The following is a 23,055-nucleotide window of genomic DNA, read 5'->3' on the forward strand; positions in this document are numbered from 1 at the left end:
GTGGCTTGCACCACACCTGCCTGAAGGAGAGAGCCATGTCCTCGCGCCCTGTTCGTATTCCCGGCCCGGACCACCCGATCACCGTTATCCCCTCTGGCGGCCGCGTGGTCGTGCGTGACGGCGACCGCGTGATCGCCGATACCCGCAACGCGTTGACCCTGCAGGAGTCCACGTACCCGGCGGTGTTCTACATTCCCCGCGCCGACGCCGACATGGCCGCGCTGACGAAGACCGAGCACCACTCGTACTGCCCATACAAGGGTGAGGCGTCGTATTTCAGTTTGCCGGGAAACACCGAGAAGGCGATCAACGCCATCTGGACCTATGAGACGCCTTACGACGCGGTGACGTCGATTCGCGAACATCTCGCCTTTTACCCCGACCGGGTCAGCATCGAGCACACGCCGGCCTGACCCGCCAGCGCAGGGAACCTGACACATGCAAGCTATCGTCGATACCACCTGGGCGCCTGGCGCCGCCGGCCTTCGTTCCAGCGAAGGCACGGCGGCGATCCGATGTAACGCCGACGAATCGCTCCTCGCCCGCTATAATGCCGTTCGTGCGCGCACCGAAGCGCTGGTCGCCTCGCTCGACGCCGAAGACATGGTCGTCCAGTCCATGCCGGACGCCAGCCCTGCGAAATGGCACCTCGCGCATACCACCTGGTTTTTCGAGACCTTCGTGCTCGGGCCCAACGTACCGGGTTACGAGGTGTTCGATGCCGACTTCGGTTACCTCTTCAATTCCTACTACGAGGCCGTCGGTCCGCGGCATCCGCGACCGTTGCGTGGCTTGCTCACGCGTCCCTCCGTGGCTCAGGTGATCGCCTATCGCCATCACGTGGACTCGCACATGCGTGCCTTCCTGGGCGAATGGCCCTCGGCGGAACTGGAGGCGTTGTTGCGCCTGGGCTTCGCGCATGAGGAGCAGCACCAGGAACTGCTGGTGATGGACATGCAACACCTGTTCGCGCAGTCCCCGCTCAAACCGGCCATCGATGCGGCGTGGCCCGCGCCGGCACCTGGCCCGAGCGGACGCTTCCGTCGTATCGGTGGCGGGCCGGTGCGTATCGGTGCCGTGGACGAGCGCTTCGCCTTCGACAACGAAGGCCCGCGGCATACGGCGTGGCTGGAACCGTTCGAAATGTCGGACCGGCTCGTGACCAACGGTCAATGGCTGGCCTTCATGGCGCTGGGCGGCTATCGCCGCGCGGACCTGTGGCTCTCCGACGGCTGGGCCCAGCGGCAGGAGGAAGGCTGGGAGGCGCCGCTGTACTGGCGGCGCGAGGACGACGTCTGGTCGCACATGACGCCGGGTGGCTGGAAGCCGGTCGACCCGGATGCCGCCGTGACCCATGTCAGCTATTACGAGGCCGAGGCTTTCGCACGCTGGGCCGGCGCACGTCTGCCGACCGAAGCCGAGTGGGAACATGCCGTGCGCACGCGCAACGACCTGGACCAGGTCGACGACGTGGCCTGGCAGTGGACGGCGAGTGCCTATTCGCCGTATCCCGGCTTCCGTGCCACCGACGATGCCGTCGGTGAATACAACGGCAAATTCATGATCGGGCAGATGGTGCTGCGTGGTGGCGCCAGCGTCACGCCGCCGCATCATGTTCGCCCTTCGTACCGCAACTTCTACCGCCCGGGGCAGCGCTGGATGTTCTCCGGCTTGCGTCTGGCGAGGGATGTAGGCAGCTCGCCCGATGACGATCGCCTGACCTTCCTGCGCGACACGCTGGCTGGTTTGTCCGCGTCGCCGAAGGCGTTCTCACCGAAGTACTTCTACGATGCCGCCGGATCGGCCTTGTTCGAAGCCATTTGCGTCACGCCGGAGTATTATCCCACGCGTACGGAAACGGCTTTGTTGCATGACATCGCACCTGCGCTGGCGGCAACCATTCCCGACGGTGCCGTGCTGCTCGAACTGGGCAGCGGCGCGAGCGACAAGACGCGTGTGCTCCTGGATGCGGCGCCGCAGATCTCGGCTTACGTACCGGTGGATATCAGCGTCGATGCTCTCAACGGCGCGGTGGACCGGTTGCGCTCCGCGTATCCCGGGCTGGCCGTGCATCCCGTGGTGGGCGATTTCACCCGCGCGATCGACGTGCCCGAGGCCCTTGCAGGCCGGCCGATCGTGGCATTCTTCCCGGGTTCCACGATCGGTAACTTCGTTCCCGAAGAAGCGATCGCGTTGTTGCGTTCGGTACGCGAGCGGCTCGGTGCCGCGGCGCACTTCATCGTCGGTGCCGATCAGGTCAAGTCGGTCGATACGCTCATCGCTGCTTACGACGATGCCGAGGGCGTGACCGCCGCCTTCAATCGCAACGTGCTGGTGCGGATCAACCGGGAACTGGGCGGCGACTTCGACCCGCAGGCTTTCGAGCATCGCGCGGTATGGAACGCGGAGCTCGAGCGCATCGAGATGCATCTGGTGAGTCGGGTAGCGCAGCAGGTCACGGTGGCGGGGCAGACGTTCCGTTTCGCCGTCGGCGAGTCTATCCACACCGAGAACTCGCACAAGTTCACGAGCGCGTCGTTTGCGCATCTGGCCGGGGCAGGCGGGTGGCGGGTAGACCGGGAGTGGATTTCGCCAGATCCCGCCTTCGGCGTCTTCGCCCTCGTCGTATAAGCGCGCTCCGTGTAGGAGCCGCTTCAGCGGCGAAAGCCAGGTTGCCTCGGCCCCCATCGCCGGCATAGCCGGCTCCTACAAGAGCCCCATGTGGGAGCCGCTTCAGCGGCGAAAGCCAGGTTGCGGCGACGCCATCGCCGGCATAGCCGGCTCCTACAAGAGCCCCATGTGGGAGCCGCTTCAGCGGCGATAGCCAGGCTGCCTCGGTCCCCATCGCCGGCATAGCCGGCTCCTACAAGAGCTTAGCGGACGTCGTCGACGGTCATGTAGCCGGCGTCGCTCACACTGACCACGGCGCGGCGATGGGCCTGGATGTTCACGGCATCCTCGGTGCTCGCGCCGATCACACGGGCCGTGGCTTCCACGCCCACCGGATGGTTGCCGCGCCGCTTCTGCCTGCCGGCGAACCGTGCACGGTTATAGCCGGCCCAGGCGCTGAAAATCAGCGCACAGACGATTGCGGCAATCAGCACGACGTTGAGGTCGCCTTCCTTGTGTGACGGTTCCAGCACATATAGCTGCAACCAGGCGCTGCGCACCCCGAAGGCCCAGGCGCCCAGGGTAATCAGCGGTAGCCAGAGAAACGCCCAGAACATCCAGGCGATGATGGTGACGACGCTGAACATCGCTTTCTGCACCGACGACTGACGTTCGGGTCGCTGGATCAGGATGGCTTCGGCTTTCATCGCAGTCCCCGGTCCGGGCTGACCCACACCGCACGCGTGCCCTTGCGCTTCATCAGTGCCTTGGGCATCGCGACAATGGAGGTGGCCGTGTTGAGGATCCAGTACACCAGCGGGTACCAGATCATCCAGTAGTAGTTCCGGCCGATGCGCGTTTCATAGCGGCGATCGACCAGCAGGCTGATCAGGAACTGCAGCAGGCAGATCGCACCGAGCACCACGCCGTGCCACTGCGGAAGCAGTGTTTCGATATACAGCGAACGCGGCAAATCGATGAAATGCCCGAGTACCCACAGCGTGACGATGACGGCCATGGTGTACGACCAGACCAGGCTCGTGACGTATTCGAGCGCCACCGGCCACATGCGTCGCTGGCGCCACTTGAACAACTGCTTCGTATAACGCAGCAACACCTCCGAGCCGCCCTGGGCCCAGCGCAGACGCTGCTTCCACAGGCCGCGGAGTGTTTCGGGCATCAGGATCCAGCACAGCGCATTCGGCTCGTAGCGGATTTCCCAGTGACGCATCTGCAGCCGCCAGCTGATGTCGATATCCTCGGTGACCATGTCGGTGTTCCAGTAACCGACATCGTGCAGGGCGCTCTTGCGGAAGCCCGCAATCACTCCGGACACCGTGAAGATGCGCCCGTAGACGCGCTGGGCACGCTTAATCAGGCCGATGATCGAGGAGAACTCGCCCACCTGCAGTTTGCCCAGCAGGGTGGAACGGTTGCGTATGCGCGGGTTGCCGGTGACCGCGGCCACACGCGGGCTATCCAGCATGTGTGACAGCAGCCAGTGCGTGGCGTAGTCGTCGAGCAGGGCGTCGCCGTCGACGCAGACCAGGAAGTCGGCGTTGGACGCCAGCGCGGCGGCACGCAGGCCCATCGCCTTGCCCTGGTTGCTCGACATGTGGATCACCCGCAGCTTTGGGTACTGCTCGAGCAACTGGTCAAGCTGGGCGCCGGTGTCGTCGATCGAACCATCGTTGATCGCGATGATCTCGAAGTTCGGGTACTGCTGCGAGGCGAGGTGCGCGATGGTCTCTCGGACTTGCTCGCCCTCGTTGTGGCAGGGCACCACGAGGGTGACCATCGGGTATTCCGGCAATTCGGGAGGCTTTACGCGCAGTGGCTCGTTGCGCTCCCAGCGCATGAAATAGATCACCCCGCCGGTCATCCAGATGAGCGACATCACCAGTGGATAGAAGAACGCGAATTCCAGCAGTACGTGGAGCCATCCGCCGTTCATCGGGTGGGCTCCGGATAGGGATAGTCGGATGCCGAAATATAAGGCCGGATGGCTTCCAGGTTCGGACGATCGTGCAGGAAGTCGTCCGGGTAGTAACCGATATGCCACGCACCTTCGGCCTGCATCGTGCGCATGCGCAGGCCGAGCTCCCGGTCTTCGATCGGCTTGTGGGTGCGCCAATCCTGCGTGGCGAACTCGAACAACGTCCGCTCGAAGCCGTTCGGAATCGTGGCCACCTGCGCGGCAAGGTGCTTGTACCAGCCGAGACGGTCTGACTGCTGGTCCAGCTGCGGCATCGCCATCACGGCTGTCATGTCATAGGCCTTGATGAAGGCAGGCAGGCTCTGCGCTGTCCAGGCTTCCGCATTTGGCTGCAGGATGGGCCGGGCGTACAGGTTGCGCGCGGTGCGCAGCTGCGGGCGCCACTTCTGCATACGTTGCGAGAGCTCCAGCGTGAAGTCGATCAGTGCCTGGGTGTTCTGCGCCGGTGTGTTTTTCGCCCATGGACCCAGGTTGTCGGTGTCGCGGATATAGGCATCGTCGGAGAACAACACGCCAGCCGCGTCGGCGTGCATGGCGAGATCCTCGTAGACGTCGCCGATCAGGCTGCGCACCTTCGGGTCGTAGGGCGCCAGGCGATAGTGATCGCCACCGGGCTTGGGTTCGCCGGCCAGGGAGGGCAGGTCCTTGCCGTCCGGGAAACGGAAGGCGAGCACGGGCATCCATGCGTACACGCGCACGCCGGCGCGCGTGCGCAGCTGCCACGACACGCGTGAGAACAGGTCCGCGCGCATCGGCAGGTGACGATTCGGGAAGTACACCGCGTCGGCGACACCGTCGCCATCGGGATCCGCATAGGCCTGCAGCCAGACCTGGCTCGGGTGCAGGCGCTTGATGCGGTCGAGAAGTTTCGAGAGGTTGCGGTCCTGCTGGGCCGGATCCGGGTCGTACACGTAATCGAGGTCCACCTGCACGGCGCGCGTGGGTTCGACACGGTCCAGGTGGCGCATCAGCCAGCCGAGCCGGTTCGCGGTGATGTTGCCGCTGACCAGCAAGCGTGGAATGGTCTTGCCGACCTCGAGGGTGGGCAGCCGGTCGCCCAGGCTAAAGGTCACCGGCATGCCGTGGGCTGCCGCGACTTCGCGGCCGACCCGTGTGTAAGCACCATAGGGCCACGCGACGGCGCGCGGACGCACGCCCGTGTGCTCGGCGATCTCGTCGGCGCTGTGCTGGAGGTCGGCGCCGACGCGGGCGCGGTACTGCGCTTCGTCTTCATACGCGTGCGCCTTGTCGTCGTAATGCAACGACGCGGCAGCCGGCAACAGGTTGCCTTGCGGATTGGCGTTGGTCCCTTCGTGCATGCCCCAGGAGTGTGAGGCGAATTCCACCAGCCCGCCCTTGTGCATCTCGGTCACCTGGTCCCAGGTGAGGAAGCAGTCGCGATCGCAGTCCGAGCCATTGTATGGCATGCGCTTGCCGGCGGGCATGTCCATCCAGGAACCGACGATGGCGGCCACGGCGGGATAGTTGTAAGCGCGCAGCAGGGGATAGGCGCGGGTGTAGAAGCTCTCCAGGCCATCGTCGAACGTGAGCAGCACGGCGTTTGGCGGAAGCGCGGCTCCGCCGTGGCTGGCATCGACGACCTGCTGCAGGCTGACGATGTGGTAGCCGTTGGCCTTAAGCCAGTCGAAGTGCGAGATCAGGTGATCGGTGCTGGTGGCATCCGGATCGCGGTCGGCCTGAAGGCCGACATCGTCGCGGACATCGTGATAGGCGAGCACGATCAGCGAGGGTCGCGTGGGGATCGCGGTCTGTGCGAATAGGGGAAGCGTCACCCCGAGCAGGGCTAGCAGGAACAACAGCGGACGCATGACTCTCATTCTCCCCAGTGCAGGGTCAGATCGAGGACGACGCGATGTTCGCGGCGGCCATCGTAGGGTTGGTTGTGCCAGCCGATGCCCCAGCCCAGGCGGATGCCTGCGCGTGGCTGGAAGATCTGGCCGTAGCGCACGCTGGCCATCCAGTCGGTGGCGTAGCCTTGTTCGTCGTACTCACCGACGGCGACATCCACGCGCTGGGTGACCTGGCGCTCATAGAACTGGCCGAGCAGGTTCTGCAGACGGCCAGTGAGCGCGTAGCTGTTGTCGCGGCGAGGATTGAAGTAGGGGCGGTCGGTCTGCGTGTTCATCGAGCCGCCCACTTCCACGCCACCGTCGAGCGCGAGGTTGGGCGCGGTGTACACGCGCTGGGTGAAGGCGGCCAGCCAGCTCGTGCGCTTGTTGCCGTCGCTGAAGTTGTCGCGGGCCACGCCCAGTCGCGCATGCGTGAGCTCACTCGCCCGCCACGTCACGGCGGTTTCGAGGGTCTTTGCCGAGATACCGTAATACTGAGCGCGCAACGGCGTGTCTTCCCCGGCCGTGCTGAAGTCGGTGGCAATCGCCCAGTGGTCGCTTATGGCCCAGTTTACGCCGGCTTCCAGAGCGGTCTTGCCCACGTACCTGTCCGCGGCGGGCAGCGCCTGTACATAGGCTTCGAGGCCACGCGCGTAGCCACGAACACCGAAGCCGAACCGTGTCCGGCGGACGTCGCCTTCGGGCAGGTCGGCGGTGGAATAGCGGCCCAGCGCGACGACGCGCCAGTGATCGTCGATCAGCGGGCTTTCGATGGTCGCCAGGGTGGCGCTGTCGCGGTCGCCATAGTCGGGGCTGGAACCCTTGCCGTTTTCCTGGCTGATATCGAACTGCCAGCCTCGCTCGCGATCCCACGACTGCACGGCGCGGCCCACGCGATCGGTACGGTTGCCCAGGACCCGTGCCTGGGCGAGGTTTTCATCGATGCCTTCGTAATCGTGGAGCGCACGCTGGGTGTCCGCCGCATCGAGATAGGAATCGACGTCCCGGGGATTCAAGGTATCGGCGATGGCGAGGTCTTCCTGGGCGCGACGCGGCCAGCCGCGCGCCAACTCCACCATGCCAAGTTGGCGGCGGATATCCGAATCAGCCGGTGCCTCGCGGCTCAACGGGACGATGCGCGCATAAGCGTCAGCCTGCATATCCACGATGCTGCGCGCCGAGATCGCGGCGGACTCGGCATCGAATTTCCGGGGATTCTGGATCGGCAGGCGAATACCGGGCACGTGAACCCAGGGCTGTTCCTTGGCCGCGAGGGTGTCGATCATGGTGATCGCCTTGCTCGTCTGGCCCGACTCCAGATAGGCGTACATGAGGCCGATACGCGGGTCGAGATCGGCGGCGTCGTAAGGGCCTGGCTCCTTTGCGATGCTGTCTTCGTAAACCTGCGCAGCTTCCGCGGGACGACGCTTGGCGAGGAGGGCATCCGCGGCGTTGCGCTCCGCATACGCGGGCAGGGTGACGCCCTGCTTGCGCAGGGCATCGTAACGCTGCACCGCTTCATCCATGAGGCCTGCCTGGTCCAGCGCGACGATGAGGTCGAACTGTGCCCGCTGGCGCATATCCGCGGGAAGCAGGGGATCGTCGGCAAGGCGCCGCGCATCGGTGGCGGCGCGATCCGCTTCGGCGTACGGCGTGCGCGGATCTGCCGGTTCGCCCACCGCCCAGCGGGTTTCCCGAGCGACATGGTCGGCCTCCAGACGCGACCGGTCGACCTGGCTTTGCGGCGGATGCAGCGTCACCGCCAGTTCCATGGCGCGGGTCGTGGCGCCCAGTTCCGTCAACAAAGTGACGTTGAGCGCCTGTGCTTCGCGGTCGTCGGGCCAGCGATCGAGGATCGCCTGGCAATGCGCCAGGGCGTCTACCCGGTGCCCCTGTTCTCGCTCCTGGCGAACCCTGGTCATGAGCGCATCGCGCTCAGGCGGTGCCGCAGCCCATGTCACGGCCCCGTGCAGAGCCAGAAGCAGCGCCAGGCACAGCCTCGCGCGTGGCATGCGGATGTCCCGCCGAAAAATCATCAAAGTCGATCCCATCCCCACAACATGACCCGTATCAGCCGCGCGGTATGTCCATTCCCGGCAACGGCGGCTAAAAAGAAGCGTGGAATAGTAAAGGCAAGCCCCGTGCCAGCTATGTCAACGCGACACCTTCACGCCCTGGGCCCGACGCTTCGCGTTCAGCTCACTGATACGGGCCGGCAGCGGTTCTGGATGCAGCGGGCATCGCGGTCTATGCCATTCCTCCGATTCACGTCGGGAGCGGAAGGCGCTACAACGGGCGGGTTGGGTCTGAATCCCGAGGTGACCGGCGATGGTGGAACCGCATGCTTCTAACGCAGCCGTGGCCTCGACGGCGCCCCTGCCGCGCCTGGACTTCATCGACGCCCTGCGCGGGCTGGTCATCGCGCTCATGGTCCTTGACCACACGCGTGACTTCGTCAACCAGCAGGCCTTCCTGTTCGATCCTCTGGACCTGGACAAGACCTCGGTCGCGCTGTTCCTCACCCGTTGGGTGACTCATCTGTGCGCACCGACGTTCGTCATGCTGTCGGGCGTATCTATCTTCCTGCAGGCCAATCGTGGCAAGACGGGATGGGCGCTCTCGCGATTCCTGCTCACCCGCGGTCTCTGGCTGATCGTCCTCGAAGTCACCGTGGTCGATTTTGGCTTCGACTTCCGTCCGGCAATCTTCCTGCAAGTGATTTATGCGATCGGCCTGAGCATGGTGCTGATGTCCGCCGCGGTGCACCTGCCGCGCCGTGGGGTGCTTGCCCTGGGCATCGTATTGGTTGCCGGCCATAACCTGTTCGATGGTGTCGACGCCGCCACCCTGGGTGCCTGGGGCCTGCCGTGGCAGCTGCTCATGCAACCCGGTCCGCTGCCGTTCGGTTTCATTGCGTATCCGGTGCTGCCGTGGTTCGGCCTGATGTGCGTGGGTTACGGTATCGGCGGGGTCTATCTGCTCGAGTCCTCACGGCGGACCCGTACGCTTGCGTTAATGGCGATTGCCATGCTGCTGCTCTTCTTCGTGTTGCGCCTGCCGAACCTCTATGGCGATCCAAGGCCGTGGACGGTTCCGGCCGATCACGAGCTGACGCCGCTCGCGATCATGTCGGTAGCGAAGTACCCACCTTCGCTCGACTACGTGCTCGTTACGCTGGGTATTTCGACACTGCTGGGGCTCGCGTTGGGTCGCGCGCCGGCGTGGTTGCTCAAGCCGTTCCTGGCGTTCGGCCGTACGCCGATGCTCTCGTACCTGTTGCACATCTATCTTGCGCACACCTTCGCAGTGGTCATCGCGCAGTTCTACGGCGTGCCGGCCAGGCACTTCATCGGCACGTTGAGCGATCCGTCGCGGCTTCGTGCCGATGGGTGGGGTTTGTCACTCTGGGGTACGTACGCCGTGTGGCTGGCGGTGCTCGTGGTGCTGTATCCCATCGCCACTGCTTATGCGCGATACCGGGCCACGCATAAGAAGTGGTGGTTGAGCTATTTGTGACTATTACAACGTACCGACCACGGCCGGGAATACCGACTCATACGCCTCACCGTACGTCATCGGCGTACCGGAATTGCGGCCGCCCTGAACACCGCGCTGCAAGGCCACCCGCGTGTAGTACTCCCACAGGTGCTCCTGCCCCTGCATGCACTCGATGGCGGCCCGCTTCTTGTCCCAGGCATCGGTAATGTTGAGGATCGTGTCGGGTTTCCAGCCGCATTGTTCCGGCTGATGCGGTTCGAAGAGATAAACCTGCGGGGCACCGATCACCGGCGTCTCGGGGTTGTGGCCATGTGCCTGGGCGACGATGCGCGCTTCCTGGGCGAACGCGCTGACCGCGACATGGTCGGCGTTGTACGGGTCCAGACGCGAGTGGGTCATGGCCCAGGCGGGGCGAACGGCGCGGTACAGGTCCGCCAGGCGGAATAGCGACTCCTGGGCCAGCGTGATCGGGTAGTCGCCGAGGTCCCAGAACTGGATGTCGGAAACGCCCAGGTGCGCCGCGGCGTTCTCGGCTTCCTCGCGACGTCCGGACTTCACGTTGTCCAGCGTCATGCCGGGCTTGCGCCAGAGCTTGGCCGACTCACCGCGCTCGCCATACGACAGGCAGACGACCGTGACATCCCAGCCGGCCGCCGCGTGCAGGGCGATGGCGCCGCCGGCGCGCCACACGAAGTCGGCCGAGTGCGCGCTGACTACCAATGCTGTTTTCTTCGTCATGAGGGAATCCGTTTACAGGGGAGGGGTCAGTCGCCGCCGCCGGTCTTGTCGAAGCCGAGCATGTAGCCCAGATCCATCTTCAGGCTCACGCCGTAGACGAACATGTTCTTCGGGAAGATGGCGGTATTGGTGATGCTCGAGTTATCGGGATGCACGATGTACTGCAGGCTGGGCATCAGTTCGAGGCCGCGTGCGACGTGCCAGCCGTAAGTCAGTTCGTAAGCAGTCTGGTGCGCGGCGTTGGTGCCGTGGCCGCCCTTCTTGGCGCGCGCGTCGCGAAGGAATTCGCGCTCGCGCGGCGTGAGCTCGAACTCGGAGATCGAGAAGTTGAGCGTATCGGTCGGTCGGCTGGCGAAGGGCGCCGTCCAGACGAACCCCGCATAGACCTGCTGGCGCATGATCTCGGCCTCATCGAGCTGTTGCACGATGCCGCCGAAAACGTTGAAGCTCTGTGCGCTGGCATCGTTCGGACGCCAGATGACGCGGTCGCCCATGATGTACACGCCATCGCGGCTACTGTTGACCGTGCGTGCAGTGCCGCCGAACAGCGCCTTCGATCGACCCGCCGTATTGAAGTACGGGTCGGTAAGCGGTGCGGTGCTCACGAACGCGCCGACCTTCAGTTCAAAGGGATAACGCGTCTTCGTCGGGTCGGCGTTCTGCCAGGCCCATTCCACCGGAACCGTGACGCCGGTGGCACTGCCGACCGAGAAATCAAGGCCATTGCTCGCCGATGTCGTGGGGTTGACCTCGAAGACACCGGTTTCGATGTACGTATGCGGCGTCGGTTTGACTTTGACGTTCAGACCCCACGTGGCCGACGGAAGCAGGCTGAAGCCGGCTTCGGAAACCAGGATGCGCGGCTCGCCGCAGGTATCGGCGGACTCGAACTGGCAGTTGGTCACGAGGTGACCGTAGTACGTGGTGGTGCCGAGACGTCCCGCCGTGATGTCGAGTTTGTCGTCGAACAGTTTCTGCTCGTAGGCAAACAGGCCGAGATGCCAGCGATAGAATTCGTTCTTGTAAATGTACTGCTGCTTGGTGAACGTACCGGTGACGTACTTGTTCAGGCTCTCGCCATAGTCGCGATACACGGTGAAGTGGAACGATCCACCACTCACGCCCATCATCTTGTCGAGGTCGAAGTCGGCACCGATGTTGAACTGGCCGACGTTGGAATGACCCTGGTAGATGCCGCCGGTGGTGTTGTTGGCGTACTGGTCGATCAGCGCACTACGGAGCTTGATGCCTTTGTCCCTCAGGGACTTTGCCACGTCCGAGAACGGTCCCTTCGACGCCTGGCCCGTCGTCGGCGACGTTTCCGTCGTGTCGGACTCGCTCGGGGCGGCCGTGGACGAACTCGAAGCGGGCACGATTGATCCGGCGCTCTGGGCCAACGCCATGGTCGGCGCGAGGGCGGTGACCAGGCTACATAGGACGATGGCGATGTAAGTCTTGCGATTCATTGAGCAAATCCCTCCCCGATCGCGGAGTCGAGGGACTTCGCGAGGCTTGTAAAGCGGACGATGTGAGGATCAGGCGGGTCGGTAACCCGTATCCAGTTCCTGCTTGAGTTTTGCGTGGTCGACGGCTTTCTCCCACTTACCGACGACCACGGTGGCTACGCAATTGCCTGCGATGTTGGTGAACACGAACATGGCCGAGAGAATCCGATGGATACCGAGAATCAGGGCGATGCTGTTCACCGGAATGGTCTTGGTCGCAGCCAGTGTCAGGGTCAGTACGGCGATGGCGGAGCCGGAAACGCCGGCGCCTCCTTTGGACGTGAGCAACAGGATGGCGAGCAACCCCAGCTGTTGCTCCCATCCCAACGCGGTGCCCGTAGCCTGGGCCAGGAACACTGCGACGGCGGCGAAGTACAGGCACGTGCCGTCATGATTGAAGCTGTAGGCAGTGGGCAGGACCATGCCGACCACCGATTCGTTGACGCCGAGTTTCGTGAGCTTGGCCGTGAGCTGCGGAAAGACGCTTTCGGACGAACTCGTACCAAGTACCAGCACCAGCTCTTCGCGGAAGTAACGCATCAGCTTGAGCAGGTTGAAGCCGGCATAGGCCGATATCGGCGCGAGCACCAGCGCAAAGAACAATGCGCAGGTGAACAGGAACTCGAGAATCAACGCGCCCAGTGGCAGCAGCGTGGCGAGGCCGAACTGCGCGACGGTGAAGGCGATAGCGCCGAACGCGGCGATGGGGGCAATCTTCATCACCAGGCGAATGATCCAGAACAGCGCGGACTGCACGGTATCGACCACATGCAGGACCGGCTCGGCCTTCTCGCCGAGCGATGCCAGCCCGCAGGCAAAGAGCACCGAGAACACCAGGATCTGCAGGATGTCGCCCTTGGCGAAGGCCTCAAGCGCGGAGTTCGGCACCAGGTTGACCAGGAACTCGCCCGCACCGGTCGGCACCGCGGCTGCTCCGTCCCTGGCGACAGTCGTTCCCGTATGCAGCATGGCCGGATCGATATGCATGCCCACGCCGGGCTTGAGCAGGTTGATCGTGACCAGGCCGATAACCAGCGCGATGCTGGTCACCACCTCGAAATACATCATGGCCTTGATGGCAATGCGCGCCACCTTGCCCAGGTCGCGCACGCTGGCGATGCCATGGGTGACGGTGCAGAAGATAATCAGCCCAACGACCATCTGGATCAGGCGGATGAAGATGTCGCCGAGCGGCTTCATCTGCTTGCCGATGTCCGGCGCCAGTGCGCCCAGCAGGACGCCCAGCACCATGCCCGTCACGACCTGGAAGGTGAGGTCCTGATAGAACGGGCGTCGCGCCTTGAGCGGTGCCGGTGCGGTGTTGGTGGTCAGCTTGCTCATTACCGGGGCGATTCCACGTGGCGGCCTTCGGGCCTCGTACGGTCTTGCGAGTGTCCCACCATGGCGAGGACGGCGTTCATGCGGCGGTTCCGTCGAGTATGTCCTGCGCCGGACCGAAGACCTCGTCGACACTCAGGCGGCGGGGCAGCAGGCCCTGCTCGACGCAGGCGTCGATGATGTATTCGACCGGTTCGCGCAGCGTTGCATAGCCGAAAGCGTAGGGCGATGGGGCGTCGGACGGGCTTTGGAGCCGGGCATTCGACTCGAGAAGGAGCCGGTAGATCGCCCGGACGGCGGACGGATCGCGCTTGCCGACGGCTGAGCTGACCGACACGACGTGGTTGATCGGCACGAAGCCATGCTGGTCGTACCAGGCGCGGTCGCGGGCCGCGGCATCGGCGATCACCGGGACGAATTCCTCATCCTTCGGCAGGTCGTTGCCAAGGATGGCCGCGTCGATCACGCCTTCGCGAAGCAGGTCTACGAGGCTCCGGTCGTCCTCGCTGTGTTCGACGAAGGCCGGGTCGCGGTACTGCTCCACATGGGCGGCATCCCGCGTCACCCAGTGCATGCTGTCCGTGGCCAGACCATAGTCCTCGGTGAGGTGTGCACGCACCCACATGCCGGTCGTCTGCGTATAAGCACGCACGCCGACACGCTTGCCGACGAGGCTTTCGGGCGTCGTCACGCCACCGGTGCGCCGTGTGATCAGGCAGCCGCGCTGGAAGCGCGAGGCGACCACAGCGGGAAGCAGGATGATGGGCTGGCCATATGCGATGGCCTGCAGGCCGGTCACGATCGCCAGCTCCGAGATATCGAAGGTCTGATCGCGCACCATCGGCGCGAAGGCCTTGTGCACCGGTGAGACGTCGACGAAATCGAAGGTGGCGTGCGCGCTGCCCAGCACGCCACTTTTTATCGGCGCAGACAACGGCGAGGCGGCCAGGACGATACGCAGGGTAGGGGAATTAGCCATGCTTGCCGCTCTCCGACAAGCCGGGATAAATCGTTGCCGCGGTGCCGTTGAAGATCATGGCCTGGTCGTCGGACGAAAGACTGGAAAGTGCCTCGTGCGCCGCGGCGACAAGCGCAGGCAGTGCACCTTCGGCGGCCGGGAAGTTCGAACCCCAGGCGATACGACCCGCGCCGAACGTTTCGATCACCCGCGCAAGGAAGTCCTGCGGTGTCGACTTGCCAGCGGTGGCCGCGGTGAGTGTGCGGTTGGTCAGCTTGAGGTACACACCCGGGAAGGCGGCCATGTCGAACAGCGCCTGCGATGCGGCGAAGGGTGTGCCATCGGACAGATCCGGGCGCGCGCAATGGTCGAGCAGCACACGCACGGCGGGGAAGCGCTCGAGTAGTGCGCGCAGGGCAGGAAGGCCTTCCATCGTCATCTGCAGGCAGACCGGAATACCGAGCTTCTCGGCGTGCGCCCAGGCGGGATAGGAATCCTTATGGCCGAGCCAGTCCGACTGCCCGGGCATGGTGCTGCCCGTGGTGAACAGTCGGAAGCCGGCGAGACCCTGAGCCTGCCAGTAGTCGATCCGCTCGACGGCGTCCGGCGCGAGCGCGTCGATCGAGTAGACGCCGACGAAGCGCGACGGATGGGTACGTACCGTCTCGACGACGTACCGGTTGTCATGTCCGTACACGGTCGACGCCTGCACGACGACGGCTTTGGTGATGCTTGCCTCGTCGATGGCCTTGAGCAGGCCGCCGGCATCCACGGGGCGCGTCTGCGACCACTCGGACTGATGGCCACCGATGGGGTTGGTCGGATACGTCGCGGTATCGGGGGAGATCACATGCGTGTGGGTGTCGAAGATCTTCATTGGATTCTTATGGGTCGTGAGGTAGGGGAGTAGTTGTCGTAGCTGTCGCCGTTAGCGGTAAACGAGACCCTTCGCCGCCAGGCGCTCGCGCATGGCGTAGATGTCGAGTCCGAGTTCGCCCTTCTTCAGGCGATCGCGCACCTGCTCCTCGCGGGCTTCACGTTCCAGGCTTTTCGCGAGCACCTCGTCCGCCTCCTCACGGAGGACCACGCATACGCCGTCGTCATCCGCCACGACGATGTCGCCCGGGCGCACATAGGCGCCACCGCACACCAGCGGGACGTTCACCGAGCCCAGCGTTTCCTTGACCGTGCCTTGCGCGGAGATCGCCTTCGACCACACGGGAAAGCCCATGGCGGTGAGTTCGCGAACGTCGCGGACGCCGGCGTCGATCACCAGGCCCCGGCAGCCGCGTGCCATGGCCGATGTGGCCAGCAGGTCGCCGAAGTAGCCGTCGGTGCAATCGCTCGTGGGCGCTACGACGAGGATGTCGCCATCCTGAAGTTGCTCGATGGCGACATGGAGCATCCAGTTGTCGCCCGGCGGAACGGACACCGTTACCGCCGATCCTGCAACGCGGGCACCCGCATAGATGGGGCGCAGGGTCGGCGCGGCCAGGCCCTTACGGCCCTGGGCCTCGTGGATCGTGGCCACGCCGAGTGCTGCCAGCCGGTCGATAATCGCCCTGCCGGGCCTTTCGAGTTTGGTATTGACTGTGGGCATGCGCGTTTTCGGTAGCCTTCGATGACCCAACGGTGCGCGTCAGCTAGGCGCCTTGCCAAATTCGTTTTATGATCGAGCCATAAGCAAATGCGATTGATTGCTCGTGAACGAGATCTTCCAGCTGAACCTGAGACACCTGGATGCGCTACTGGTCACCGGCCGCTCCGGCAGCATGAGCGCGGCCGCACGAGAGGTGAGCCTTTCCCAGCCCGCGCTTGCGCAGGCCATGGCCAAGATGGAGCGGGTGCTCGGCGAGCGTCTCTTCGACCGGCAACCGGGTGGCGTTTCAGCGACCGCGGCGGGCCGGATCATGATGCTTCGCATCGATCGTGCACTGCACTACCTCGCACATGGCGGGCGACTGGTCAGAAGGTCTGCGCGGCTTGCGCCCCTGCCGCATATCGAACGGCGCGTCACCATGGTGCAGCTGCGTGCGCTCATCGCCGTGGAAGGCAACAGCAGTTACGTGCAGGCGTCGGAGCTGACCGGCCTGTCGCAGCCGGCCGTACATCGCGCGGTTCGCGAGCTGCAGGACATCCTCGGCACGGATCTGTTCGTGCGCGTCGGGCGCATCGTGCGGCCGACGGACGTGGCGAGTCGATTCGTCCGCTTTGCCCGTCTCATGCTCTCGGAGCTGCGTGCAGGGTTCGAGGAAATCCGTGCGATGAATACCGACGATGCCGGTCGCGTCACGGTGGGCATCCTGCCCAGCGCACGCGCTATCTTCTTCTCCGATCTGCTCGCGCGGTTCACCACGGCGCACGTATCGGCGGCGGTCAAAGTGGTCGAGGCGCCGTATCGTGACTTGCTTGCCGGCCTTCGCCAGGGCGACCTGGATCTGATCATCGGCGCTCGTCGCGATCCAGCGCCGCACCGCGATGTGGTGCAGGAAGAGCTGTTCGACGACGACCCCGTGGTCGTCGGTCGCGCGGACCATCCGCTGCGCGACAAGAAACAGCTGGAGCTGTCGGACCTGCTCGCCTATCCGTGGGTCGCCTCGGCGCCCGGTATACCGTTGCGGAACAAGTGGGAACAGATATTCACCAGCCGCGGCGTGGAACCGCCGAAGTTACGTATCGAGTGCGGCTCGGTGCTGGTGACGCGCGGCCTGCTACTGCAGGGCGACTGGCTCACCCTGGTGTCGCGGGACCAGTTTCTTTTCGAGTACCGCGCCGGGACGCTCACCGAGATCGGTGACCTCGGCAAGGAGTTGCGCCGGCGCATCGCACTCACGCGTCGACGTGACTGGATGCCGACGCCGTTGCAGGCGGACTTTGTCGAGCGCACGCATGCGTTGGCGAGGGAACGCGACGAGCGCTGAGGTTGTCCGTCAGCCAACCGCTGAGTGTGGCGGCTTGTGCTCGGCCACGAGATCGGTCGGCACATGCACGCCGCGCCGGGCGATCTTCTCCGTCATGATCGTGTGCTGCATCATCAGTCCGGAGACCAGGTAGGCCGCGACACTCGCTGCAAGTAAGGGCAGCAAGGCGTGCGGTTGCATCGTGGTCTCGAAGACGAACACGGCAGCGGTCAGCATCGCGCGCGAGGCGCTCGCGAACAGGGCAGCCATGCCGACGAGAGCGGCCATGCGAGGGTCGACCTGCGTGATCGGCCAATGCGCGAGGGCGAGGCCAAGCAGACCGCCCAACGCACCGCCGATTGTGAACAGCGGAGCGAGCGTGCCGCCTGACGTGCCGCTGCCCAGCGCGATCGACCACGACACCAGTTTCGCGAAGGCGAGGACCGCCAGTGCGCCCATGGTCAGGTGGCCACCGATGACGGCGACGATGTTCTCGTATCCGACGCCCAGCGTCGAAGGCACCACATAGCCGACGAGGCCGACGGCGAGACCGCCAATCGCGGGCCACCACATCCAGTGAATCGGGAGTTTCTCGAAGGCGTCTTCCAGGCCGTAGACCAGGCGCGTTACCGCCACGCCAGCGACGCCGAAGACCAGACCCAACAACGTATAGAACGTGAGGGCCACGAACGAAGCCGGGCCCAGGGCCAGCATGGGGAACACCGGCCCCGGCCCCTCGAGAGCGAAGCGCACCGCTGCTCCCGTCGCGGCAGCCATCGCCACTGGCACGAGCGATCGTGCGCGTCGCTCGAACAGCAGCAGCTCAATGCTCAGGAGCACGGCCGCGAGTGGCGCCGCGAAGATGGCGGCCATACCCGCTGCCGCACCGGCCGCCAGCAGCGTCTTGCGTTCGTCGGCGGTCACGGGAAGCAGCTGTCCCACGTACGAGCCGAGCGCGCCGCCCGTCGCGATGATCGGACCTTCCGCGCCGAAGGGGCCACCGGTGCCGATCGCCACAGCGGAGGACAGTGGCTTCAACCAGATCATGCGCGCGGCGATGCGACTTTCGTTCGTGAGCACTTGCTCCATGGCCTCCGGAATACCGTGCCCGCGGATGGCTCTGGAACCCCAGCGCGCCATGAGGCCCACGACGAGGCCGCCGATCACGGGAATGACGATCACCCATGCGCCGCGCTGGTGGGTCGAGGGGCTGATCCACGTCGTGTTCCAGTGTCCGAAGAACGCGAGTTGCGTGACCAGCGCGATCAGCCGGGTCAGCCCGAATGCGATGACCGCGACGACCGCGGCAAGCGCCATGGCAAGTAACGTCGACGCGACCAAGCGCCGCCGAATGCGCGGAAGACGGCTCGGCATATGGGCTTGCGCGAGGGCAGGGTCCAACGCCGGGGCGAGCGGAAGCGCCGCCCGATCATGGGGCGGATGCAGCGGATCAGTCATGAGGGCAGGTGCCACGCAGTGGGGAACGGCGAAAGGCTACGCGGAATGGAGCTCAGTAGCTGGCTGGCAGATGAATGGCTATCGCGAGGCCTCGCGACGAGCGAACGTCGTCATCACATGAGCGCGACCGATGCGTGGCGTGCCGCACCTGGACACGGGGAAGGGCGGCAGGCAAGGAGAGCGTCATGACTACAACGAGAGATCAAAACACGCATCCCGGATTCCACTACCACATCGATCCCGAAGCGACGTCACACGAGCTGATGAATGAGGCAATGGAGTGGCTTCAGTACGCACGGAGCCTTACACGACTACTCGCCGATTTCATCCATGCGACCGACGCGATGGACTGCCAACGTGTGGCGCATGGCATGGAGGCGATCGGTGCGCTGATGCACATGGGCGTGCAGTGCACGGCGCAGGCACATGCGCGGATGTGTTGGGAGCAGGCGAAGGAATGACTCCGGACCGTGCCGTTCAAGAGGATCAGCTACAAGGCGTGCGCCACGCGCTTCGGTTAGCCGCGCCGCAATGAGCGCATGCCCTTGAGGATCAGATCAATCCCGGTAAGGAAATCTGCCCGGTCGTCGTGGTCGGGCAACTGCCTTGCGATGCTGGAAGCGAACGGATACTCAGCCGGATCCAGTTCGGACCATGTATTCGCCAACGACTCGAGAAAATCGGCTCGATTGAGCCCTTCCGCCTGGGCGAACTGCGCGTTCGCCGCGTTTTGTCCGCCGACGCCAAGGATGTAACTCAACAACGCGGAAACGGTTGTCCACTCGCGCTCGCGCGGCACACCCAGAAGACGAAGCTGCTGGCCGATGCGTTCAAGGATGCGTACCGCTGGTAACTGGCCTGGCGCATGAGCGAGTGCCGAGCCAACCCAGGGATGCGCGTCGATCGCGTCGAACATGCCCAGCGCAATGGCGCGAAGGGTTGCCTCCGGCGTCGCGTCGGCAAGTGGCGCGTTCATCGCACGGGCGACGATCGCGTCGCATGCGGCGGTAAGCAGTTCGCTTTTGTTGGCGACGTGCCAGTAGATCGCGCCGGGGCCGGTGACGAGCTTCAGGGCCAGGGCTCGGAAGGTGAGCCCGCTTTCCCCGGCGTCGTCCAGGAGCGCGATTGCCGCATCGATGATCCGCTCCCGTGAGAGCGATTCCTCCCGCCGCGGGGCGCCTGATGTTTTCTTGACCATTCCGCATATTGACATAAATGGAACGTCGTTCCAAGATATTGGAATGTCGTTCCATTGAACTCATTCCGAGGAAACCCCCGTGCCTATTCCCATTGCGATCGTTGGCGCCGGCCTTGGCGGCCTGACCCTGGCGCGGGTGCTTCACGTGCATGGCATCGACGCGACCGTCTTCGAAGCCGAGGCCTCGCCGAACGCAAGGGCGCAGGGCGGCATGCTCGACATCCATGAGGAGAACGGGCAACTCGCGATCAAGGCGGCGGGCCTCTTCGACGAATTCCTTGCACTCGTCCACGAGGGCGCCCAGGCCACCCGGATCCTGGACAAGGATGCCAACGTTCTGTTCGACCAGCCCGACGACGGCACCGGTGGACGGCCCGAGGTGCCCAGGGGCGAGCTACGTCGAATCCTCATCGAGTCCCTCCCCGCAGGGACGATACGTTGGGGACACAAGCTCACCGCCGTCTCGTCGCTGGTTGGCGGCCGTCACGCGCTTACCTTCGCTGATGGCTCGACCATGTCCACCGACCTGCTCGTCGGTGCGGACGGCGCGTGGTCGAAAGTGCGTGCGCTTCTGTCGGAGGCAAGGCCGGCTTATGTCGGTGTGTCCTTCGTCGAGACGTATCTGCGTGATGCGGATGTTCGCCATGTGGCCGGTGCGCAGGCCGTCGGCGGCGGCGCATTTTTCGCACTGGCGCCGGGGAAGGGCATCATGGCTCACCGCGAACCCCATGGTGTGTTGCACTCCTACGTGGCTTTAAACAAGCCGAAGGAGTGGCTCGCCGGCATCGACTTCTCCGACCAGTTCGTCGCGCTGGCCCGCGTCGCAAACGAATTCGACGGCTGGGCACCCGAGTTGACGGCACTCATCACCGGTAGTGACACCGCCCCTGTACCTCGCCCCATCCATGCGCTCCCGGACGACCATCGATGGAGCCGCGTGCCGGGCGTGACCCTGCTCGGCGATGCCGCGCACCTGATGATGCCTTCAGGTGAAGGCGCCAACCTCGCCATGTATGACGGCGCTGAGCTGGGGAAAGCACTCGCGGCGAATCCTGGCGACGTCGAAGCCGCGCTTCTGGCTTATGAGGAAGCGCTGTTTCCGCGTAGCGCCGTTGCCGCGGTCGAGGCAGGGGAGCTATCCGGGCTTCTGTTCGGCGAGAAGGCGCCGGGAAGCCTTGTGAACATGTTCACCGGTTTCCAGCCTGCCGGCGCCGCCGTTTGAGCCGGCGACGGCGCTCCTGTAGATTTCACGGCTTCTAAGCGCCCGCGATCGTGTGGGCCGGACAGGATGCTGGATGATCATTCAAGACCGCCCGGCGGCAGGCCGCGCAAAGCGTGGCGTGCCGGCCTGGGTGCTGGGCGCCATCGTTGGCGTCTATATCCTCGCCATGCTCAATCGGACCCTCTGGCCCGAAGTGCGCGAGGGCCTGGCGGCTTCCCAGGGTCTGCCCGGATTCTGGGCCTTGAGTGTGACGGTTTATTGTCGATTGGTTGGCAACCTCGTCCTGACCCTTGCGTTGGCCATGTGGCCGCGCATCGGCAAGTTCTTGCTGGCCCTGCTGATCCTTGTGTCGGCGGCTAGTGCTTATTACGAGCAGACGTTCGGCGCACGGCTGAACGAGGAAATCATCCAGAGTATTTTCGAGACGACGCGCGCGGAAGCGATGGCGTTGATCACGACCGACTCTGTCGGCTGGATTGCCCTGTTCGGCATTTTGCCGGCCATTCTGGTTCTGCTGACGCCGGTTCGCTTCATGCCGACGTGGCGGAGCCTTCGCTGGCGTACCGCCATCGTGGTGGGTGCCGCGGCGCTGTTGCTCGTGCCGCCGCTGCTCACGGGGCGCAACTATGTCTACTTCGAGCGCAACCACCGCCCGATGTATGAGGTGTTCAATCCGTACGCGGCGCTGAGCGGCACGTTCCACTACCTGCAGCGCGACGTTTTCCGCCCGAAGAAGACCATGACCCCGATCGGTACCGATGCCGCGCTGGCGCCGAATGCCGCCATGGCGGCGCGCAAGCGGGTCGTCGTGTTCGTTGTCGGTGAGACGGCGCGGGCAGAGAACCAGTCGCTGCAGGGTTACGCACGCGAAACCAATCCTGAGATGAAGCGTGCCGGCGCCATCTATTTCAGTGATGCATGGTCGTGCGGCACAGCGACCACCGTGTCGGTGCCGTGCATGTTCTCGAACATGACGCGCGAGAAGTTCGACAAGCCCGTGGCCAAAGCCCACTGGAACGCGCTGGATGTGCTTCAGCACGCTGGCGTCGATGTGTTCTGGCGCGACAACGACGAAGGTTGCAAGGACGTCTGCCTGCGCGTTCCTAACGATGACCTGACCGCGGCCAAGATCGATGGCCTGTGCGATGCCAGCGGCTGCCAGGACGACGTGTTGATCGCCGACCTGCCCAAGCGCCTGGCAGAAATGCGCTCGCCGGCGCTACTGGTGCTGCACATCAAGGGCAGCCATGGCCCGGCGTACTACCAGCGCTACCCGGCAGCCTTCAATGTGTTCAAGCCGGGGTGCGATACCGCCGAGGTGCAGACCTGTACCTATGCGCAGGCCGTTGCCAGCTATGACAACACCATCCTCTACACCGACCACATTCTCGGTGAGGTGGTCGACGCCTTGAAGGCGGATCCCGAGGTTGATAGCGCGATGATGTACCTCTCCGACCACGGCGAATCGCTGGGCGAGAATGACATCTATCTCCACGGCGCGGACTGGGCCAAGGCGCCTTCCCAGCAGAAGCACATACCGATGCTGCTGTGGCTGTCGCCGGGCTGGGTGCGCGACGATGGCGTACGCCTGGATTGCATGGCGCAGCGGCGCACGCAGCCGGCGAGCCAGGACAACGTGTTCCATACGTTGCTGGGCTTCTTCGACACGCGTACGACGGTGTATGAGCCGCAACTCGACCTGCTGGCGGGTTGCCGGGGCTGAGCTCTGTGTAGGAGCCGATTCATCGGCGATCCCGCGGCAGCGGGCCAGTCCGACGCAAGCA

19 protein-coding genes are annotated in these 23,055 nt (G+C 64.5%); 7 read left to right on the top strand and 12 right to left on the bottom strand.

What is annotated here, in order from left to right; translation table 11 throughout:
* The first annotated feature begins 35 nt into the window (after positions 1-35).
* Together C8J98_RS15990 and egtB are read left to right on the top strand one after the other, a co-directional pair.
* Positions 36-413 carry a DUF427 domain-containing protein gene (locus tag C8J98_RS15990; protein ID WP_107914182.1) on the top strand — a complete coding sequence of 126 codons (378 nt, stop codon included), beginning with the start codon at positions 36-38 and terminating at the stop codon, positions 411-413.
* Between the two features lie 25 nt (positions 414-438).
* Positions 439-2,631, top strand: a complete 2,193-nt coding sequence (gene egtB / locus C8J98_RS22570) for an ergothioneine biosynthesis protein EgtB (protein ID WP_107914183.1) — start codon at positions 439-441, stop codon at positions 2,629-2,631.
* A gap of 242 nt (positions 2,632-2,873) precedes the next feature.
* On the opposite strand, the gene pgaD is transcribed toward egtB, so the two are convergent.
* From pgaD to pgaA, 4 genes are read right to left on the bottom strand one after another with little or no spacing between them, the layout of a single operon-like run.
* Entirely contained in the window at positions 2,874-3,317 is a 444-nt protein-coding gene (gene pgaD, locus C8J98_RS16000; protein ID WP_107914184.1) for a poly-beta-1,6-N-acetyl-D-glucosamine biosynthesis protein PgaD, read from the bottom strand.
* Positions 3,314-4,564 (bottom strand): poly-beta-1,6-N-acetyl-D-glucosamine synthase, encoded by a 1,251-nt coding sequence (gene pgaC, locus C8J98_RS16005; RefSeq protein WP_107914185.1) that lies wholly within the window; start codon positions 4,562-4,564, stop codon positions 3,314-3,316. Before pgaC ends, pgaD begins: the two co-directional genes overlap by 4 nt.
* Positions 4,561-6,435: a poly-beta-1,6-N-acetyl-D-glucosamine N-deacetylase PgaB gene (pgaB, locus tag C8J98_RS16010; RefSeq protein WP_199229937.1), complete on the bottom strand. Its 1,875-nt coding sequence runs from the start codon at positions 6,433-6,435 to the stop codon at positions 4,561-4,563. The genes pgaC and pgaB overlap by 4 nt, the downstream gene beginning before the upstream one ends.
* Before the next feature lie 5 nt (positions 6,436-6,440).
* On the bottom strand, positions 6,441-8,468 hold the full coding sequence (gene pgaA / locus C8J98_RS16015; RefSeq protein WP_158272739.1) for a poly-beta-1,6 N-acetyl-D-glucosamine export porin PgaA: 2,028 nt from the start codon (positions 8,466-8,468) through the stop codon (positions 6,441-6,443).
* 316 nt (positions 8,469-8,784) lie between these two features.
* Here pgaA and C8J98_RS16020 point away from each other — a divergent pair, with 316 nt between their 5' ends.
* Positions 8,785-9,972 (top strand): heparan-alpha-glucosaminide N-acetyltransferase domain-containing protein, encoded by a 1,188-nt coding sequence (locus C8J98_RS16020; RefSeq protein WP_107914188.1) that lies wholly within the window; start codon positions 8,785-8,787, stop codon positions 9,970-9,972.
* Positions 9,973-9,975: 3 nt separating this feature from the next.
* On the opposite strand, the gene C8J98_RS16025 is transcribed toward C8J98_RS16020, so the two are convergent.
* The 6 genes from C8J98_RS16025 to C8J98_RS16050 all read right to left on the bottom strand — a co-directional run bounded on the left by C8J98_RS16025 (position 9,976) and on the right by C8J98_RS16050 (position 16,093).
* Entirely contained in the window at positions 9,976-10,692 is a 717-nt protein-coding gene (locus tag C8J98_RS16025; RefSeq protein WP_107914189.1) for a PIG-L deacetylase family protein, read from the bottom strand.
* A 26-nt stretch (positions 10,693-10,718) separates the two neighbouring features.
* On the bottom strand, positions 10,719-12,158 hold the full coding sequence (locus tag C8J98_RS16030; RefSeq protein WP_107914190.1) for a carbohydrate porin: 1,440 nt from the start codon (positions 12,156-12,158) through the stop codon (positions 10,719-10,721).
* 69 nt (positions 12,159-12,227) lie between these two features.
* The gene (dctA, locus tag C8J98_RS16035) at positions 12,228-13,538 is read right to left on the bottom strand and encodes a C4-dicarboxylate transporter DctA (RefSeq protein ID WP_107914191.1); all 1,311 of its coding nucleotides are present in this window, start codon (positions 13,536-13,538) and stop codon (positions 12,228-12,230) included.
* A gap of 76 nt (positions 13,539-13,614) precedes the next feature.
* Positions 13,615-14,514, bottom strand: a complete 900-nt coding sequence (locus C8J98_RS16040) for a hypothetical protein (protein WP_107914192.1) — start codon at positions 14,512-14,514, stop codon at positions 13,615-13,617.
* Positions 14,507-15,370 (bottom strand): amidohydrolase family protein, encoded by an 864-nt coding sequence (locus C8J98_RS16045; protein ID WP_107914193.1) that lies wholly within the window; start codon positions 15,368-15,370, stop codon positions 14,507-14,509. Before C8J98_RS16045 ends, C8J98_RS16040 begins: the two co-directional genes overlap by 8 nt.
* A gap of 51 nt (positions 15,371-15,421) precedes the next feature.
* Positions 15,422-16,093, bottom strand: a complete 672-nt coding sequence (locus C8J98_RS16050; protein ID WP_107914194.1) for a 4-carboxy-4-hydroxy-2-oxoadipate aldolase/oxaloacetate decarboxylase — start codon at positions 16,091-16,093, stop codon at positions 15,422-15,424.
* Positions 16,094-16,196: 103 nt separating this feature from the next.
* Here C8J98_RS16050 and C8J98_RS16055 point away from each other — a divergent pair, with 103 nt between their 5' ends.
* Complete coding sequence (locus C8J98_RS16055) at positions 16,197-17,414, top strand: LysR family transcriptional regulator (protein ID WP_146171658.1); 1,218 nt, start codon at positions 16,197-16,199, stop codon at positions 17,412-17,414.
* A gap of 9 nt (positions 17,415-17,423) precedes the next feature.
* Here the strand turns inward: C8J98_RS16055 and C8J98_RS16060 are convergent, their stop codons facing one another.
* A complete protein-coding gene (locus tag C8J98_RS16060; RefSeq protein WP_343125728.1) occupies positions 17,424-18,710 on the bottom strand; it encodes a chloride channel protein in 1,287 nt (428 codons plus the stop codon).
* Positions 18,711-19,036: 326 nt separating this feature from the next.
* Here C8J98_RS16060 and C8J98_RS16065 point away from each other — a divergent pair, with 326 nt between their 5' ends.
* Complete coding sequence (locus tag C8J98_RS16065) at positions 19,037-19,312, top strand: hypothetical protein (RefSeq protein WP_107914196.1); 276 nt, start codon at positions 19,037-19,039, stop codon at positions 19,310-19,312.
* Positions 19,313-19,368: 56 nt separating this feature from the next.
* Here the strand turns inward: C8J98_RS16065 and C8J98_RS16070 are convergent, their stop codons facing one another.
* On the bottom strand, positions 19,369-20,049 hold the full coding sequence (locus tag C8J98_RS16070) for a TetR family transcriptional regulator (protein WP_107914197.1): 681 nt from the start codon (positions 20,047-20,049) through the stop codon (positions 19,369-19,371).
* Positions 20,050-20,128: 79 nt separating this feature from the next.
* On the opposite strand from C8J98_RS16070, the gene C8J98_RS16075 reads away from it, so the two are divergent.
* Positions 20,129-21,271 (top strand): NAD(P)/FAD-dependent oxidoreductase, encoded by a 1,143-nt coding sequence (locus tag C8J98_RS16075; RefSeq protein WP_107914198.1) that lies wholly within the window; start codon positions 20,129-20,131, stop codon positions 21,269-21,271.
* A 73-nt stretch (positions 21,272-21,344) separates the two neighbouring features.
* Positions 21,345-22,994, top strand: coding sequence for a phosphoethanolamine--lipid A transferase (locus C8J98_RS16080; protein ID WP_107914199.1), 1,650 nt, complete (start codon positions 21,345-21,347; stop codon positions 22,992-22,994).
* Positions 22,995-23,055 lie beyond the last annotated feature (61 nt).

This window comes from Luteibacter sp. OK325, from assembly GCF_003050935.1.
Lineage (GTDB): Bacteria > Pseudomonadota > Gammaproteobacteria > Xanthomonadales > Rhodanobacteraceae > Luteibacter.

Excerpts from the sequence above, each read along its gene's own strand:
- C8J98_RS15990 (WP_107914182.1), top strand. The coding sequence starts at position 36 with ATGTCCTCGCGCCCTGTTCGTATTCCCGGCCCGGACCACCCGATCACC.
- egtB (WP_107914183.1), top strand. The coding sequence starts at position 439 with ATGCAAGCTATCGTCGATACCACCTGGGCGCCTGGCGCCGCCGGCCTT.
- pgaD (WP_107914184.1), bottom strand. The coding sequence starts at position 3,317 with ATGAAAGCCGAAGCCATCCTGATCCAGCGACCCGAACGTCAGTCGTCG.
- pgaC (WP_107914185.1), bottom strand. The coding sequence starts at position 4,564 with ATGAACGGCGGATGGCTCCACGTACTGCTGGAATTCGCGTTCTTCTAT.
- pgaB (WP_199229937.1), bottom strand. The coding sequence starts at position 6,435 with ATGCGTCCGCTGTTGTTCCTGCTAGCCCTGCTCGGGGTGACGCTTCCC.
- pgaA (WP_158272739.1), bottom strand. The coding sequence starts at position 8,468 with ATGCCACGCGCGAGGCTGTGCCTGGCGCTGCTTCTGGCTCTGCACGGG.
- C8J98_RS16020 (WP_107914188.1), top strand. The coding sequence starts at position 8,785 with ATGGTGGAACCGCATGCTTCTAACGCAGCCGTGGCCTCGACGGCGCCC.
- C8J98_RS16025 (WP_107914189.1), bottom strand. The coding sequence starts at position 10,692 with ATGACGAAGAAAACAGCATTGGTAGTCAGCGCGCACTCGGCCGACTTC.
- C8J98_RS16030 (WP_107914190.1), bottom strand. The coding sequence starts at position 12,158 with ATGAATCGCAAGACTTACATCGCCATCGTCCTATGTAGCCTGGTCACC.
- dctA (WP_107914191.1), bottom strand. The coding sequence starts at position 13,538 with ATGAGCAAGCTGACCACCAACACCGCACCGGCACCGCTCAAGGCGCGA.
- C8J98_RS16040 (WP_107914192.1), bottom strand. The coding sequence starts at position 14,514 with ATGGCTAATTCCCCTACCCTGCGTATCGTCCTGGCCGCCTCGCCGTTG.
- C8J98_RS16045 (WP_107914193.1), bottom strand. The coding sequence starts at position 15,370 with ATGAAGATCTTCGACACCCACACGCATGTGATCTCCCCCGATACCGCG.
- C8J98_RS16050 (WP_107914194.1), bottom strand. The coding sequence starts at position 16,093 with ATGCCCACAGTCAATACCAAACTCGAAAGGCCCGGCAGGGCGATTATC.
- C8J98_RS16060 (WP_343125728.1), bottom strand. The coding sequence starts at position 18,710 with ATGGCGCTTGCCGCGGTCGTCGCGGTCATCGCATTCGGGCTGACCCGG.
- C8J98_RS16065 (WP_107914196.1), top strand. The coding sequence starts at position 19,037 with ATGACTACAACGAGAGATCAAAACACGCATCCCGGATTCCACTACCAC.
- C8J98_RS16070 (WP_107914197.1), bottom strand. The coding sequence starts at position 20,049 with ATGGTCAAGAAAACATCAGGCGCCCCGCGGCGGGAGGAATCGCTCTCA.
- C8J98_RS16080 (WP_107914199.1), top strand. The coding sequence starts at position 21,345 with ATGATCATTCAAGACCGCCCGGCGGCAGGCCGCGCAAAGCGTGGCGTG.